Raw genomic sequence first — 16,660 nt, 5'->3', positions numbered from 1 at the left:
TGGTCGACGTGGCCGATGGTGCCGACGTTGACGTGGGGCTTGCTACGTTGGAATTTTTCTTTGGACATCCCGCTCTACCTATAACTGAATTACTGTTTCTTGGAGACCGCTTCGGCAATGCTGGCGGGCACCTCGTTGTACTTGCTGAACTCCATGCTGTAGGTCGCGCGACCCTGGGTCGCCGACCGCAGGTCGGTCGCATATCCGAACATCTGGGACAGAGGAACCTCGGCACGGATGATCTTGCCTGACGGCGCATCATCCATTCCCTGAATCATGCCGCGACGACTGTTCAAGTCGCCCATGACATCACCCATGTTCTCCTCTGGCGTCACGACCTCGACCTTCATGATGGGCTCAAGCAGTACTGGCTTGGCCTTGGCTGCCGCCTCCTTGATCGCCATGGAGCCTGCGATCTTGAAGGCCATTTCGCTCGAATCGACCTCGTGATAGGAACCGTCGTAGAGCGTGACCTTGACGTCGACCATGGGGAATCCGGCGAGAATGCCGTTCTTCATGGCCTCCTGAATACCCTTATCAACCGCAGGAATGTATTCCTTCGGCACGGTACCGCCAACGATCGCGTTGACGAATTCGTAACCGCCACCGGCCTCCTGCGGCTCGACACGGATGAGAACGTGACCGTACTGACCGCGACCACCGGACTGGCGAGCGAACTTGGTGTCCTGCTCGACGGTCGCACGGATGGTTTCGCGATAACTGACCTGGGGCGCGCCCACGTTGGCCTCGACCTTGAACTCGCGACGCATACGGTCGACGATGATCTCCAGGTGCAGCTCGCCCATTCCGGAGATGATGGTCTGCCCCGACTCCTCGTCGGTATGCACACGGAAGGAGGGGTCTTCCTGCGCCAGCTTCTGCAAGGCGATGCCCATCTTCTCCTGGTCGCTCTTGGTCTTGGGCTCCACCGCAACCGAGATGACCGGCTCCGGGAACTCCATGCGCTCCAGGGTGATGATGCTGCCGAGATCGCACAGGGTGTCACCGGTGGTGACGTCCTTCAGGCCAACGGCCGCAGCGATGTCGCCAGCACGGACCTCTTTGAGTTCCTGACGCTCGTTGGCATGCATCTGCAGGATGCGGCCGACACGCTCCTTCTTGCTCTTGACCGGGTTGTAGACCGTGTCGCCGGACTTGATGACACCGGAATAGACACGGAAGAAGGTCAGGGTGCCGACGAAGGGGTCGGTCGCAATCTTGAACGCGAGCGCGGCGAACGGCTCTTCATCGGAGGCGTGACGCTCACCCTCGGACTCGTCCTTGTCGTCGAGAATACCCTTGATCGCGGGCACATCGACCGGAGAGGGCATGTAGTCGATCACGGCGTCCAGCATGGCCTGAACGCCCTTGTTCTTGAAGGCCGTACCGCAGAGCATGGGCACGATCTCGCTCTTGAGCGTACGGGCACGCAGACCATACTGGATTTCATCCAGGGTCAGCTCGACACCTTCGAGATACTTCTCCATCAGCTCTTCGCTGGCCTCGGCGGCTGCCTCGACCATCTTCTCGCGCCACTCTTCGCAGGTCGCGAGCAGATCCTCAGGGATATCGCGCAGCTCGAACTCCATGCCGCGAGAGGCATCGTCCCAATAGACGGCCTTCATCTTCACCAGATCGACGACGCCCTTGAAGTCTTCCTCGGCACCGATCGGAACCTGAATCGGAACGGGATTGCCGCCCAAACGGTCCTTTACCTGCCCAACGACACGGAAGAAGTTCGCACCCATGCGGTCCATCTTGTTGACGAACGCAAGACGCGGGACGCCGTACTTGTCGGCCTGACGCCAGACGGTCTCGGACTGAGGCTCGACACCGCCGACCGCACAGAAAACCGCGCAGGCGCCGTCCAGCACACGCAGCGAACGCTCCACCTCGATGGTGAAGTCGACGTGTCCGGGGGTGTCGATGATGTTGATGCGGTGCTCAGGACGGTCGTGACCCATGCCCTTCCAGAAGCAGGTCGTCGCTGCGGAGGTGATGGTGATACCACGCTCCTGCTCCTGCTCCATCCAGTCCATGGTGGCAGCGCCATCGTGCACTTCGCCAATCTTGTGGGAGACACCCGTATAGAAAAGGATGCGCTCTGTAGTGGTGGTCTTCCCAGCATCAATGTGAGCCATGATGCCAAGATTGCGATACCGCTCGATGGGTGTGCTACGTGCCACGACTGAATCCGCCCTGATGAATCTTAAAGATCGTAAAGACCGCTAGAACAAACGCTACCAGCGGTAATGCGAGAAGGCCTTGTTGGCCTCCGCCATGCGGTGCGTATCTTCTTTCTTTTTCACTGCCGAACCGCGCGAGTCGGCCGCATCCATCAGCTCGCCAGCGAGGCGCTGTGCCATGGACTTTTCCGAACGCTTGCGTGCAGCGTCGATGAGCCAACGCATCGCCAGCGAATTGCGGCGCGTCGGACGCACCTCGACCGGCACCTGATAGGTCGCACCACCAACACGCCGGGACTTGACCTCGACTGCCGGACGCACGTTATCCATCGCCAGCTCGAGCAGCTCGACCGGCTTGGCGCCTTTCTTCTCGGCAACCTGATCCAGAGCGCTATAGATAATACGCTCGGCGACGGATTTTTTACCGTCTTCCATCATCATATTGATGAACTTGGTCAACAATTCGCTTCCGTGCTTCGGATCCGGGAGGATCTGGCGACGGGCGGCAACGCGTCTTCTCGGCATGACTTAAGACTCCGACCTTGGTCGTTAACTAATTAGCTGCTAGGGATCGCTGAGCGACAATCACTTCTTCGGGCGCTTGGCGCCGTACTTGGAGCGACCCTGACGCCGCTTCTCGACACCAGACGTGTCCAGCGTGCCGCGCACGGTGTGATAGCGCACGCCAGGCAAGTCCTTGACGCGGCCCCCGCGGATCAGGACCACCGAGTGCTCCTGAAGATTATGCCCTTCACCACCGATATAGGAGGCGACCTCGAAGCCGTTGGTCAGGCGCACGCGGGCGACCTTACGCAGAGCCGAGTTCGGCTTCTTCGGGGTCGTGGTATAGACACGCGTACAAACGCCACGGCGCTGCGGGCACGCCTCCAACGCGGGCACGTTGGACTTGGCCACGTTGCGCCGGCGAGGCTTCCGGACGAGTTGGTTGATCGTTGCCATGCAATCAGTCTCCAGCGGCGCCCTCGCGCCATAATCACGAGAGTCAAACGAATACCTGCACGAAACCCAGCCGGCCAAACACCACCAGCTTGACGCACGAATGCAATCGATCGACTCGGGGACCGGGCGGTGAGCCCAGACCAAGGAACCGGACTAAGAAAATGAGACTAGCCGGCAGATCGCCGGCTAGCTGAGACAGAGCAGTATAGGGAGCTACCCCTTACCTGTCAACATCCTATCAAGAACGAATGACAGGCTCGGGCTCGCGGCACCTTAACCTGCTTCCGAGGTATTGAGGGCCTTCTTCAACGCCTCTTCGAGCTCCTCGGTCGCCATCTCGACCTTGGAGGAGCCATGCCCATCCAAGATCCGCTGACGACGGCGCTCCTGATGATAGGCCAAGCCCGTACCCGACGGAATCAGACGGCCGACGATGACGTTTTCCTTCAGGCCCAGCAGACGGTCGGTCGATCCGCGCACCGCCGCCTCGGTGAGAACACGCGTGGTCTCCTGGAAGGAGGCCGCCGAGATGAAGGACTCGGTCGCCAAGGATGCCTTGGTGATACCCAGCAGCAGGGGCTCGTAGAGCGCGGGCTGCTTGTTCTCGGCCATGGCACGCTTGTTCTCGTCCAGGAGCAGCGAGTACTCGACCTGCTCGCCGCGCAGCAGGCGAGTGTCGCCGGTCGCGGTGATCTCGACCTTACGCAGCATCTGGCGCACGATGACCTCGATGTGCTTGTCGTTGATCTTGACGCCCTGCAGCCGATAGACGTCCTGGATCTCCTTGACGAGATACTCGGCCAGGGCGGTCACGCCCTTCAGACGCAGGATGTCATGCGAGGACAGCTCGCCGTCGGCGATCATCTCGCCGCGCTCCACGCGTTCGCCCTCGAAGACGTTGACGTGACGCCACTTCGGAATCAGCTCCTCGACCGTCTCGCCGTCGTCCTTGGTGATGACCAGACGCTGCTTACCCTTGGTGTCCTTACCGAAACCGATCGTACCGCTGGCCTCCGCCAGAAGCGCCGGCTCCTTGGGCTTGCGCGCCTCGAAGAGGTCGGCGACGCGCGGCAGACCACCCGTGATGTCGCGGGTCTTGGAGGACTCCTGCGGGATACGCGCCAGGATGTCGCCGACACCGACCTTGGCGCCGTTGGCGACGCTGACGATAGCGCCCGAAGACAGGGCGTAGCGCGCCGGCAGATCGGTACCCGCGATGTTGAGCTCCGTGCCGTCGTCGCCGAGCAGCTTCACCATCGGCCGCAGATCCTTACCGGCCGAGGGACGCTGCTTGGGATCGATGACGACCAGCGAGGTCAGACCCGTGACGTCGTCGACCTGCCCCTGAACGGTGACACCCTCGATGAAGTCCTCGAACTCCAGGGTACCCGCCACCTCGGTAACCACAGGGTGGGTATGCGGGTCCCAGCTAGCGACCACGTCGCCCGGCTTGACCGTATCGCCATCGGAGACGCGCAACGTGGCGCCATAGGGCACCTTGTAACGCTCCTTCTCCATGCCGCGCTCGTCGACGACCGTGAGTTCGCCTGAGCGCGAAACCGCAACCAGGTTGCCCGAGTGGTGCCGCACCGTCTTGATGTTGTGCAGACGGGCCGAACCGGCGTTCTTGATGTCGATACTGTTGACGGCCGCCGCTCGCGAGGCCGCGCCACCGATGTGGAAGGTCCGCATGGTGAGCTGGGTACCTGGCTCGCCGATGGACTGGGCCGCGATGACACCGACCGATTCGCCCATGTTGACGCGATGACCACGCGCCAGATCGCGACCGTAACACTGGGCGCAAACGCCGAGGCGCGATTCGCAGGTGATGGGCGAACGCACCCGCACCTGGTCGATACCCACTTCCTCGAAGCGCTCGACCCAGCTCTCATCCAACAGCGTTCCCGCCGAGCAGACCAGTTCGTCGGTGCCGGGACGATAGACGTCGATGGCGCAGACGCGACCGAGGATACGCTCGCGCAGCGGCTCGACGACGTCGCCGCCCTCGATGATGGGCGCCATGAGCAGACCCTGCTCGGTGCCGCAGTCCTCTTCCAGCACGACCATGTCCTGCGCCACGTCGACCAGACGCCGGGTGAGATAACCCGAGTTGGCGGTCTTGAGCGCCGTATCGGCAAGACCCTTACGCGCGCCGTGGGTCGAGATGAAGTACTGGATAACGTTCAGACCTTCACGGAAGTTCGCCGTGATGGGCGTCTCGATGATGGAGCCGTCCGGCTTGGCCATGAGACCACGCATACCAGCCAACTGACGAATCTGCTGAGCGGAGCCACGCGCACCAGAGTTGGCCATCATGTAAATAGAATTGAAGGAATCCTGCCTGCGCTCGTCGGCCACGCGATTCTTGGCATCCTTGAACGCGGAGACGATGCGATCGCGCCGCTCCTGCCCCTTGACCTTGTCGATCTCGACATAGGCCATCACGGCCGGACGATATTCCTCCACCTGCGCGTCGAACGTCTCGCGGAAGGCCGTCAGATCCGTTTCGCCTCGCGCCAATTGATCGCAGACCTCGCTCAGCTTGGTCTGCCACTCGCCGAAGATGCGCTTGACCGCCATCCGGTCCTCGCCTTCCAGCGCATTCACCACCGCCTGACGGTATTCGGCCACCAAACGCTGCGCTTCGAACCCAGGATTACCGGCAGTCTGCTCGGTACCCAGCTTGCTCATCATGGCTTTGGCGACCTGATCGTTGGTGCGCGACCAGATATCGACGACCTTGTTGTAACGCTCGCCATTGGTCACCAAGCCAGACGCGTACTGCTGCTGGATCTCCTTGACCTCGGTCTCGGCTGCGGCAAGCAGCGAGCCCTTGTCCATCTTGGCATCCACCTCGTCGCGCGGTACCTCCATGTCGTCGAGACCGATGGAGACACCCGCGCGGGTCGCCATGCGGAAGCCCAGATACATGACCTGGTCGGCGAAGACGACCGTATCCTTGAGCCCGAGGCGGCGATAGCAGGTATTGATCAGCATCGAAATCTGCTTCTTGCCCATCGGGCGGTCGATCAGATCGAACGGCAGGCCGTCGGGCACGATGGCGAAGACCAGAGCGCGACCGAGCGTCGTGGTCTTGACGCTGGTCACATCGCGCAAGGTGCCGTCTTTCGACTTGATGATCTCGCGAATCCGCACACGACAGCGCGCATGCAAATCGGCCGCGCCGGTCTCATAGGCGCGACGCGCCTCGTCGATGTCGGCGAAGGCACTGCCCTCCCCTTTGGCACCGACGCGCTCACGCGTCATGTAATAGAGCCCGAGCACCACGTCCTGCGAAGGCACGATGATGGGCTCGCCATTGGCGGGCGAAAGGATATTGTTGGAGGCCATCATGAGCGCGCGCGCCTCCAGCTGGGCCTCCAGCGAGAGCGGCACGTGAACGGCCATCTGGTCGCCGTCGAAGTCGGCGTTGAAGGCGGTACAGACCAGCGGATGGAGCTGGATGGCCTTGCCCTCGATCAACACCGGCTCGAACGCCTGGATGCCCAGACGGTGCAGGGTCGGCGCACGGTTGAGCATGACCGGATGTTCGCGGATGACCTCTTCGAGGATATCCCAAACCTCGGCCGTGCCGCGCTCGACCATCTTCTTGGCCGCCTTGATCGTCGCCGCCAGACCGCGCAGCTGCAGCTTGCTGAAGATGAACGGCTTGAACAGCTCGAGCGCCATGCGCTTGGGCAGACCGCACTGATGCAGCTTGAGGTAGGGGCCGACCACGATGACCGAACGCCCGGAGTAATCGACGCGCTTACCGAGCAGGTTCTGGCGGAAGCGCCCCTGCTTGCCTTTGATCATATCGGCAAGCGACTTGAGCGGGCGCTTGTTGGTGCCCGTGATGGCGCGACCGCGACGACCGTTGTCGAGCAAGGCGTCGACCGACTCCTGGAGCATGCGCTTCTCGTTGCGCACGATGATGTCGGGCGCGACCAGATCCAGCAGACGCTTGAGACGGTTGTTGCGGTTGATGACGCGACGATAGAGATCGTTGAGATCCGAGGTCGCGAAACGACCGCCGTCCAGCGGAACCAACGGACGCAGCTCGGGCGGAAGCACCGGCAGCACGGTCAGGATCATCCACTCGGGACGATTGCCGGACGCGAGCAGCGACTCCATCAGCTTGAGCCGCTTGGAGAGCTTCTTGATCTTGGTCTCGGAGTTGGTGCCCTCGATCTCCTCGCGCATCTTGCGGATTTCGGTGGGCATGTCGATGGTGCGCAGCAGCTCGAAGACCGCCTCGGCACCCATGCGGGCGTCGAACTCGTCGCCGTTGGCCTCAAGCGCGTCCAGATACTGCTCGTCGTTGAGCAGCTGGCCACGCTCCAGCTCCTGCACCAGACCCGGATCGATGACCACGAAGGACTCGAAATAGAGGATGCGCTCGATGTCGCGCAGGGTCATGTCGAGCAGCAGTCCGATACGGGACGGCAGCGACTTGAGGAACCAGATGTGCGCGACCGGGCTGGCCAGGTCGATGTGCCCCATGCGCTCGCGGCGCACCTTGGCCAGGGTGACCTCGACGCCGCACTTCTCGCAAACGACGCCGCGGTGCTTGAGACGCTTGTACTTGCCGCAGATGCACTCGTAATCGGTAATGGGTCCGAAGATCTTGGCGCAGAAGAGACCGTCACGCTCCGGCTTGAAGGTGCGGTAATTGATGGTCTCGGGCTTCTTGACCTCGCCATAGGACCAGGAACGGATCATCTCGGGGGAGGCAAGCCCGATCTTGATGGCGTCGAACTCGAGCGCCTGGCCCTGTTGCTTGATGATTTTCAGTAGATCTTTCAAGACCTTTATCTCCTGCCTGGGATAACCGGCTAAACGCTGGCCCTAAATTCGCCTGATGTGGCTCCGGGCAACGCCACATCCAAGAAGAACGCAAACGAACGGGAGAGCCACGAGACGCTCCGAGGACCACCACAGCGTAAAACGCCAATCGGCAAGATCCGATCGTTCCCGCGGAAACCTATCCATTCACGAGGTGCGCGAAAACGCGCACCTCAGCGCCTTCCTCTCAATCCTGCTGAAGCTCGATGTTGATTGCGAGCGAGCGAATCTCCTTGACGAGCACGTTGAAGGACTCAGGCATGCCAGCTTCCATCCGATGATCGCCATCGACGATGTTTTTATACATCTTGGTACGACCATTGACGTCGTCGGACTTGACCGTGAGCATTTCCTGCAAGGTATAGGCGGCACCGTAAGCCTCCAGCGCCCACACCTCCATCTCTCCGAAACGCTGACCACCGAACTGCGCCTTACCGCCGAGCGGCTGCTGGGTCACCAAGCTGTACGGACCAGTCGAACGGGCATGCATCTTGTCGTCGACCAAGTGATTCAGCTTGATCATATACATATAGCCGACCGTGACCGGGCGCTCGAACTGATCGCCGGAGCGGCCGTCGAACAGGATGGTCTGACCGTTCGGGACACCCTGCGCCGAGTTGTCGCGTTCGGCCAGCGCGAGCATGGCGAGAATTTCCTCTTCGGTCGCACCGTCGAAGACCGGCGTCGCGAGCGGCACGCCCTTGGTCAGATTGCCTGCCAAGGCCAAGATCTCGTCGTCGGACAGTCCCTGAATGTCTTCCTGCTTGCCACTGCTGTTGTAGACCTGATCTAGGAAGGCGCGCAGTTCCTCGACCGCCGCCTGCCGCTTGAGCATGCGGTTGATGCGGTCGCCAAGACCGTTGGCCGCCCAGCCGAGATGGGTCTCAAGAACCTGTCCCACGTTCATGCGCGAGGGCACGCCCAGCGGGTTCAGAACGATGTCCACCGGCTCACCGTCGGCCGAGAAGGGCATATCCTCGACCGGAACCACCTTGGAGATGACACCCTTGTTCCCGTGACGACCCGCCATCTTGTCGCCCGGCTGGATGCGACGCTTCACGGCCACGTAGACCTTGACCATCTTGAGCACGCCCGGGGCGAGATCGTCGCCGCTGGCGATCTTGCGCTTCTTGACCTCGTAGCGCTCGCGGAATTCCTCGCGCTGCTGCTTGACCTGGGCCGCGACCGCCTCGATCTGGGTCGCGATCTCCTCGTCCTGCATGCGGATCTCGAACCACTGATCGCGCGATCCCTTTTCCAGGAGCCCCTGGAGATAGGACTTGGTGATCTTGGAGCCGGGCTTGAGACCACCGGGTCCACCGTCGGCCACCTTGCCGATCAGCATCTTCTCGACACGATGGAAGGTATCGTTCTCCATGATGCGCTGCTGGTCGGCGAAGTCCTTGCGCACGCGCTCGAGCTCCATTTCCTCGATCTGCATCGCGCGCTTGTCCTTTTCGACGCCGTCGCGCGTGAAGACCTGGACGTCGACCACGGTGCCGTTCATGCCCGTGGGCAGACGCAGCGAGGTGTCCTTCACGTCCGAGGCCTTCTCGCCGAAGATGGCGCGCAGCAGCTTCTCCTCGGGGGTCAGCTGGGTCTCGCCCTTGGGCGTCACCTTGCCGACCAGGATATCGCCGTCGCGCACCTCGGCGCCGACATAGACGATACCGGACTCGTCGAGCTTGGACAGCGCCGACTCGCCGACATTCGGGATATCGCCGGTGATCTCTTCCGGCCCCAGCTTGGTGTCGCGAGCCAGACAGGACAGCTCCTCGATATGGATGCTGGTGAAGCGGTCTTCCTGCACTACACGCTCGGAGATGAGGATGGAGTCCTCGAAGTTGTAGCCGTTCCAGCACATGAAGGCGACGCGCAGGTTCTGCCCCAGCGCCAGTTCGCCCATGTCGGTCGAGGGACCGTCGGCCAGCACGTCGCTACGCGCGATCAGATCGCCGGGCTTGACCAGCGGACGCTGATTGATACATGTGTTCTGGTTCGAGCGCGTGTATTTGGTGAGGTTGTAGATATCCACGCCCGGCACGCCCGGCACCGCCTCGTCGTCGTTGACGCGCACGACGATTCGCGCGGCATCCACCGACTCGATCGTACCGCCGCGACGCGCGACCACGCAGACGCCCGAATCCTTGGCGACCACGCGCTCCATGCCGGTACCGACCAGCGGCTTCTCGGCGCGCAGCGTCGGAACGGCCTGACGTTGCATGTTCGAGCCCATGAGGGCGCGGTTGGCGTCGTCGTGCTCAAGGAAGGGGATCAGCGACGCGGCCACCGAGACGATCTGACGCGGAGAGACGTCCATGTACTGGACCTCCTCCGGGGGACGCATGGTGAACTCGTTCGCGTGACGGCAGGAGACCAAAGCGTCGGTCAGCTCGCCGTTCTCCCCCAGGGTGGCGTTGGCCTGGGCGATAACGTAGTTGCCTTCCTCGATCGCCGAGAGATAGTCGATCTCTTTGGTGACCAGCCCGTTCTCCACCTTGATGTAGGGGGTTTCGAGGAAGCCGTAAGAGTTGGTCCGCGCGTAGACGGCCAGCGAATTGATCAGGCCGATGTTCGGGCCTTCAGGGGTCTCGATCGGGCAGACGCGACCGTAATGCGTCGGGTGCACGTCGCGCACCTCGAAGCCGGCGCGCTCGCGCGCCAGACCGCCAGGACCAAGCGCCGAGACGCGGCGCTTGTGGGTAACCTCGGACAACGGATTGTTCTGGTCCATGAACTGCGAGAGCTGACTGGAACCGAAGAACTCCTTGATCGCCGCCGAGACCGGCTTGGCGTTGATCAGCTCCTGCGGCATCAGTCCCTCGGACTCGGCCAGGGACAGACGCTCCTTGACCGCGCGCTCGACACGGACCAGACCGACACGGAACTGGTTCTCCGCCATCTCACCGACGCAACGGATGCGACGGTTGCCGAGGTGATCGATGTCGTCGACCGTGCCGCGACCGTTACGTAGCTCGACCAGCACCTTGAGCGCATCGACGATGTCGGAGGTCCCGTCGCCGAACTCCTCATAGAGCTTCTTGGAGAACTCGTCGGTCCGGGCGGCGAAATAACGCCCGTCATAGACGACGCCAGGCCCCTCCTCTGAGGCCCGCCCAAGACGTCGGTTGAACTTCATGCGACCGACCGCTGAAAGGTCGTAGCGGTCCGGGGTGAAGAAGAGGTTGTGGAACAGGTTCTGAGCGGCCTCCTTGGTCGGCGGCTCGCCCGGACGCATCATGCGATAGATCTCGACCTGCGCCTCCAGATCGTTGGTGGTCGTATCGATGCGCAGGGTCTCGGAAATATAGGGACCCTGATCGAGATCGTTGACGAACAGGGTTTCGAGCGTCTCGATACCCTTTTGGAGCAGGGTCTCCAGCAGTTCGGGGGTGATGGGCTCGTTCGCCTCGGCGAACACCTCACCCGTCTCGGTATCGACCTGAGCCTGACTCAAGATGCGACCGAGCAGGAACTCGGCGGGCACCTCTAGGCGGTCGACACCCGCCTTCTGGAGTTCGCGAATGTGGCGTGCGGTCACGCGACGACCGGACTCGACCAGAACCTCGTCTCCGATCTTGACATCGAAACCCACGGTCTCGCCGCGCAAACGCTCGGGAACCAGATCCAGGGTGAGGGTTCGCCCCTGAATGCGGAAGGTATCGGTCTCGAAGAACCGAGCGAGGATCTCTTCCACGCTGTAACCGAGGGCGCGCAGCAGCACGGTCGCCGGCAATTTGCGACGACGGTCGATGCGCACAAAGACGTTGTCCTTGGGATCAAACTCGAAGTCGAGCCAGGAACCGCGATAGGGAATCACGCGCGCCGAGAAGAGCAGCTTCCCCGACGAGTGGGTCTTGCCCTTGTCGTGATCGAAGAAGACACCCGGCGAACGATGGAGCTGCGAAACGATGACACGCTCGGTGCCGTTGATGATGAAGGTACCGGTCTCGGTCATGAGCGGCAGTTCGCCCATGTAGACCTCTTGCTCGCGGATATCCTTCACGACCTTGGAGCCTGCCGGGGCATCCTTGTCGTAGATCACCAAACGCAGCAGCACACGCAGCGGAGCAGCGAAGGTGGCACCACGCAGATGACACTCGCGCTCGTCGAAGACCGGCTCGCCGAGCCGATACTTCACATATTCGAGGACGGCGTTTCCGGAATAGCTCTCGATCGGGAAGACCGACTTGAACGCGGCATGAAGCCCCACCTCTCTGCGATCCTTGACCGCACTATCGGCTTGCAGGAACTCCTTGTAGGAGCCAATCTGCGTCGCCAGGAGAAACGGCACGTCCAGAATGCTGGGACGCTTGCCGAAGTCTTTGCGGATGCGCTTTTTTTCGGTGAACGAATAGGCCATTATGCCTTCCCTCGAGGTGCTTGCTTGGGTCCCTGACGGGGCGTGAACTCTGATGCGGGTTGCAGACGGCAAGGTACGAGCATCAAACCGATAGCGTGATCAGCGCCGCACGCGGCGACGTCCCCAAACCAGGGCACGCCGTCGGGCTGTCTCGACCCAACGGGAAAAGGCCGGCGGCTTGTCGCCGCCAGCCCGAACGCTTCGTCGAAGACGTAGCGACGCAATGCGCCGTTACTTGATTTCGACGCTGGCGCCAGCCTCTTCGAGCTCCTTCTTGGCCGCTTCGGCTTCGGCCTTGGAGATGCCTTCCTTCAGGGTGGTCGGAACGCCTTCGACGGCGTCCTTCGCTTCCTTCAGGCCGAGACCGGTGAGACCGCGAACGGCCTTGATGACGCCAACCTTGTTGGCGCCGAAGGAGGTCAGAATGACGTCGAACTCGGTCTGCTCTTCAGCAGGAGCTGCATCCGCACCCGCGCCAGGAGCGGCGACGGCGACGGCGGCAGCGGCGGTCACGCCGAACTTCTCTTCCATCGCGCTGATGAGATCGACGACCTCAAGCACGGTCATGTTGCCAATCGCTTCGAGAATGTCTTCTTTCGAAACGGCCATGGGTTTCTCCTAAAGTCTAAATCGGGGTAATCGGATTGCTGATGGATCGAGGACGCCGATCAGGCGGCCTCTTTGGCATCGCGAATCGCGGCAATGGTGCGGACCAGCTTGCCCGGCACCTCGTTGATGGTCGCTGCGAGCTTCTGCACCGGAGCCTTCATGACCGACATCAGCATGCTGACCGCCTGATCGTAAGTCGGCATCTTGGCGAGGGCGCCAATATCCGATGGATCAAGCAGCTTGCCGCCCAGGGCGACCAAGCGCACCTGGAATTTGTCGTGCTCCTTCGCAAATGCCTCGACAACGCGCGCTGCGGCACCAGGATCTTCCTGCGAGAAGGCGAGAATCATAGGGCCGGTCAGCCCATCTCGCATGCAGGCGAAATCTGTGTCTTCCAGCGCGCGCCGCGCCAGGGTATTCTTAACCACGCGAACATAGACGCCTGACTTGCGTGCTTCCACGCGCAGCTTGGTCAATTGCTCGACGGTCAAGCCCCGGTATTCGGCACCGATGGCCGAATAGGCGCTCTTAGCGACTTCCGCGACTTCGGCGACGATTGCTTCTTTTTGCGCAAAATTTAGCGCCACTGTCGTCACCTCTGAACTAGATAACCCGACCGAGGTCGGGCGGCATCCCCGCGAACCGCATCCCGCGATTCCATGGCACGCCAGAAATGTGCGCCTTCATCAGCAAAACAACCTGACTCGGGAGCACCGTCTGCGCAGGCGTCGGATGCATTAAGTCCCATCGACGTCACTCCGATCGATCAACGAGACACCTGCGGTCTTTGACGGCCTCCGGCGGTTGCCGAGACCTCAAAGAAACCTAGAACATCCCGGCACTCAGGCGCCGGGATTGCGAAATCACATGCTCAGGCCAGAATGGTCGATCGTCAAACCAGGACCCATGGTGCTGGAAACGGTCACCCGCTGCATGTAGACACCCTTCGCAGAGGTAGGCTTCGCCTTCATAAGGCTGCCCAGCAACGCCTCCAGATTCTCGCGCAGCTTCTCCGGCTCGAAGTCGACCTTGCCGAGCGGACAATGAATGATGCCGCCCTTGTCGGTCCGATAACGAACCTGGCCAGCCTTGGCGTTGCGCACGGCCTCGGCGACATCCGGCGACACAGTGCCGACCTTGGGGTTAGGCATGAGACCGCGAGGACCCAGCACCTTACCCAACTGACCGACGATACGCATCGCATCGGGCGAGGCGATGACGACATCATAGTCAAGCTGACCTGCCTTCATCTCTTCAGCCAGATCTTCGAAACCGACACGATCCGCGCCAGCTTCCTTCGCTGCCTCGGCACCGGCGCCCTGAGCGAATACGGCAACTCGAACGGTCTTGCCAATACCATGGGGCAGCACGGTGGAACCACGCACGACCTGATCGGACTTACGCGGATCGACACCGAGATTAACAGCGACATCGACGCTTTCGGCGAACTTGACCTGAGACAACTCCTTCAGAAGCGCGAACGCCTCCTCAGCGGGGTATGCCTTGCCCTGCTCGACCCGCTCGCGGATCGCACGCACACGTTTGGACAGACCAGCCATTAGTTCACCCCCTCGACATTGAGACCCATCGCCCGTGCACTGCCAGCGATAGTACGAACGGCGGCGTCCATATCGGCGGCGCTCAAATCGGGCATTTTGATGGTCGCAACCTGTTCGAGTTGCTCGCGGGTCACGGTACCGACTTTGTTGGTATTCGGATTCGAGCTACCCTTCGGGATGCCCAACGTCTTCTTCAGCAGAACCGAAGCAGGCGGAGTCTTGGTAATGAAGGTGAAGCTGCGATCGGAGTAAACGGTGATGACGACCGGCGTCGGCAGACCCTTTTCCATGTCCTGCGTGCGCGCATTGAACGCCTTGCAGAACTCCATGATGTTCACGCCATGCTGACCAAGCGCAGGACCGACCGGAGGGCTAGGATTAGCCTCACCTGCCTTGACCTGCAGCTTGATATAGGCATTGATTTTCTTTGCCACGATATGTCTCCAATGGGTGCGATCGCCAGAGACGGAAGCCCTGGCTCCCCGGAAGTGCCCCACGACGGGGACAGGATATGAAGACCGAACCGGAAACCGGGCTCGGTCACGCTTCATTTCAGGATCTTGGTTGGAGGAAACCCGAGCGGGCACCTCCGCCGATTAGCCTTTCTCGACCTGGGAGAATTCGAGATCAACCGGCGTCGAACGTCCGAAGATCAGTACCGAGACCTTGACTCGACTCTTGTCGTAATCGACATCCTCGACGACACCATTGAAATCGGTGAAGGGACCATCGACCACGCGCACTACCTCACCAGGCTCATAGAGCACCTTTGGACGAGGCTTCTCGCCACCTTCTTCCAAACGCTGAAGAATAACCTGAGCCTGGGAATCCGGCACTGGGGCCGGACGATCGCCCGTTCCGCCAATGAAGCCCATGACCTTGGGAACGCTCTTGACGAGATGCCAGGTCTCGTCGGTCATTTCCATGTTGATGAGGACGTAACCGGGAAAGAACTTGCGTTCGCTCTTGCGCTGCTGGCCTCCGCGCATCTCGACGACCTCTTCGGTCGGAACGAGAATCATGCCGAACTGATCCTCAAGCCCAGCCCGCTTTATCCGATCCTCCAGCGAACGCTTGACCTGCCCCTCAAAGCCCGAGTAGGCATGGATGACGTACCAACGCATCGACATCTTCAGCCCCCTTGGCCGGTCAGGAATCGCAGGATCGTCATCAAGACCATATCGAAAAGCCACAAAACGATGCCGAGAATCAGCACCATAACGACGACGACAAGCGTCGTCTGCAGCGTTTCCTGACGCGTCGGCCACACGACCTTGCGAACTTCCATCCGCGCGTCAGAGACGAATTGCCAAAGGATATGACCACGCTCGGTCTGGAAGGCGACAGCGATCGCCGCCCCACTGACTGCCAGCAGGCCGACGACACGCAAGAGGGTCGACACACTCGAAAAGTAGTAAAAGGCAAAAATACCAATTACCAACAGAAATGCGGCGACAGCCAGCTTGATTGAATCCAAGCTGGCGCCACGGGCCTCTACACGTGAATTCATGAAAATCGCCTGCCGCTTAAGCGATGGGTTAAATGGCAGGCCAGGAGGGACTCGAACCCCCAACCTGCGGTTTTGGAGACCGCTGCTCTGCCAATTGAGCTACTGGCCTAAAACTATGTCAACTCGCGGCGCGCTCTCCGAGAATAGCCCGAATCACGCGCCGGTAAAACAAAGATCACTCGATGATCTTGGAGACGACGCCGGCACCGACGGTACGGCCACCTTCACGTACCGCAAAGCGCAAACCTTCTTCCATCGCGATCGGCGCGATCAGCTTGACCGTCATCTTGACGTTATCGCCAGGCATGACCATCTCGATCCCTTCCGGCAGATCGCAGGCGCCGGTGACATCGGTGGTCCGGAAGTAGAACTGCGGACGGTAGCCGTTGAAGAAGGGCGTGTGACGACCACCCTCTTCCTTACTCAGCACGTACACTTCGGCTTCGAAGTGGGTGTGCGGGGTAATGGAACCCGGCTTGGCCAACACCTGACCGCGCTCGACGTCCTCACGCTTGGTGCCACGCAGCAGCGCACCGATGTTGTCGCCGGCCTGACCTTGGTCGAGCAGCTTGCGGAACATCTCGACGCCGGTGCAGGTGGTCTTGACGGTGTCTTTGATACCAACGAT

12 protein-coding genes and 1 tRNA gene are annotated in these 16,660 nt (G+C 61.1%); all 13 read right to left on the bottom strand.

Annotated features, from left to right (window positions below; genetic code table 11):
- Window positions 1-89: 89 nt before the first annotated feature.
- The gene (gene fusA / locus ACFSJC_RS11745) at window positions 90-2,186 is read right to left on the bottom strand and encodes an elongation factor G (protein WP_386026864.1); all 2,097 of its coding nucleotides are present in this window, start codon (window positions 2,184-2,186) and stop codon (window positions 90-92) included.
- A 54-nt stretch (window positions 2,187-2,240) separates the two neighbouring features.
- On the bottom strand, window positions 2,241-2,711 hold the full coding sequence (rpsG, locus tag ACFSJC_RS11740) for a 30S ribosomal protein S7 (RefSeq protein WP_007040447.1): 471 nt from the start codon (window positions 2,709-2,711) through the stop codon (window positions 2,241-2,243).
- Between the two features lie 60 nt (window positions 2,712-2,771).
- Window positions 2,772-3,146, bottom strand: coding sequence for a 30S ribosomal protein S12 (gene rpsL / locus ACFSJC_RS11735; RefSeq protein WP_007040446.1), 375 nt, complete (start codon window positions 3,144-3,146; stop codon window positions 2,772-2,774).
- Between the two features lie 273 nt (window positions 3,147-3,419).
- Window positions 3,420-7,952, bottom strand: a complete 4,533-nt coding sequence (rpoC, locus tag ACFSJC_RS11730) for a DNA-directed RNA polymerase subunit beta' (RefSeq protein WP_386026862.1) — start codon at window positions 7,950-7,952, stop codon at window positions 3,420-3,422.
- Window positions 7,953-8,178: 226 nt separating this feature from the next.
- A complete protein-coding gene (gene rpoB / locus ACFSJC_RS11725; RefSeq protein WP_386026859.1) occupies window positions 8,179-12,354 on the bottom strand; it encodes a DNA-directed RNA polymerase subunit beta in 4,176 nt (1,391 codons plus the stop codon).
- Window positions 12,355-12,585: 231 nt separating this feature from the next.
- Window positions 12,586-12,963 carry a 50S ribosomal protein L7/L12 gene (gene rplL / locus ACFSJC_RS11720; protein WP_386026857.1) on the bottom strand — a complete coding sequence of 126 codons (378 nt, stop codon included), beginning with the start codon at window positions 12,961-12,963 and terminating at the stop codon, window positions 12,586-12,588.
- A gap of 59 nt (window positions 12,964-13,022) precedes the next feature.
- The gene (rplJ, locus tag ACFSJC_RS11715) at window positions 13,023-13,550 is read right to left on the bottom strand and encodes a 50S ribosomal protein L10 (protein WP_386026854.1); all 528 of its coding nucleotides are present in this window, start codon (window positions 13,548-13,550) and stop codon (window positions 13,023-13,025) included.
- Window positions 13,551-13,826: 276 nt separating this feature from the next.
- Entirely contained in the window at window positions 13,827-14,522 is a 696-nt protein-coding gene (rplA, locus tag ACFSJC_RS11710; protein WP_386026852.1) for a 50S ribosomal protein L1, read from the bottom strand.
- A complete protein-coding gene (gene rplK / locus ACFSJC_RS11705) occupies window positions 14,522-14,956 on the bottom strand; it encodes a 50S ribosomal protein L11 (RefSeq protein ID WP_386026850.1) in 435 nt (144 codons plus the stop codon). Before rplK ends, rplA begins: the two co-directional genes overlap by 1 nt.
- A gap of 162 nt (window positions 14,957-15,118) precedes the next feature.
- Entirely contained in the window at window positions 15,119-15,652 is a 534-nt protein-coding gene (gene nusG, locus ACFSJC_RS11700; protein ID WP_386026848.1) for a transcription termination/antitermination protein NusG, read from the bottom strand.
- 2 nt (window positions 15,653-15,654) lie between these two features.
- Window positions 15,655-16,032, bottom strand: a complete 378-nt coding sequence (gene secE / locus ACFSJC_RS11695) for a preprotein translocase subunit SecE (RefSeq protein WP_386026846.1) — start codon at window positions 16,030-16,032, stop codon at window positions 15,655-15,657.
- Between the two features lie 33 nt (window positions 16,033-16,065).
- Window positions 16,066-16,141: transfer RNA gene (locus tag ACFSJC_RS11690), tRNA-Trp, on the bottom strand.
- 66 nt (window positions 16,142-16,207) lie between these two features.
- On the bottom strand, window positions 16,208-16,660 hold a 453-nt coding region (locus tag ACFSJC_RS11685), incomplete at its 5' end, for an EF-Tu C-terminal domain-related protein (protein WP_386026844.1).

This window comes from Thiorhodococcus fuscus (assembly GCF_042682685.1).
Classification (GTDB): Bacteria; Pseudomonadota; Gammaproteobacteria; order Chromatiales; family Chromatiaceae; genus Imhoffiella; species Imhoffiella fuscus.
Note: the sequence above shows the minus strand (reverse complement) of the source record. Positions and strands in the feature narration are given on the sequence as shown.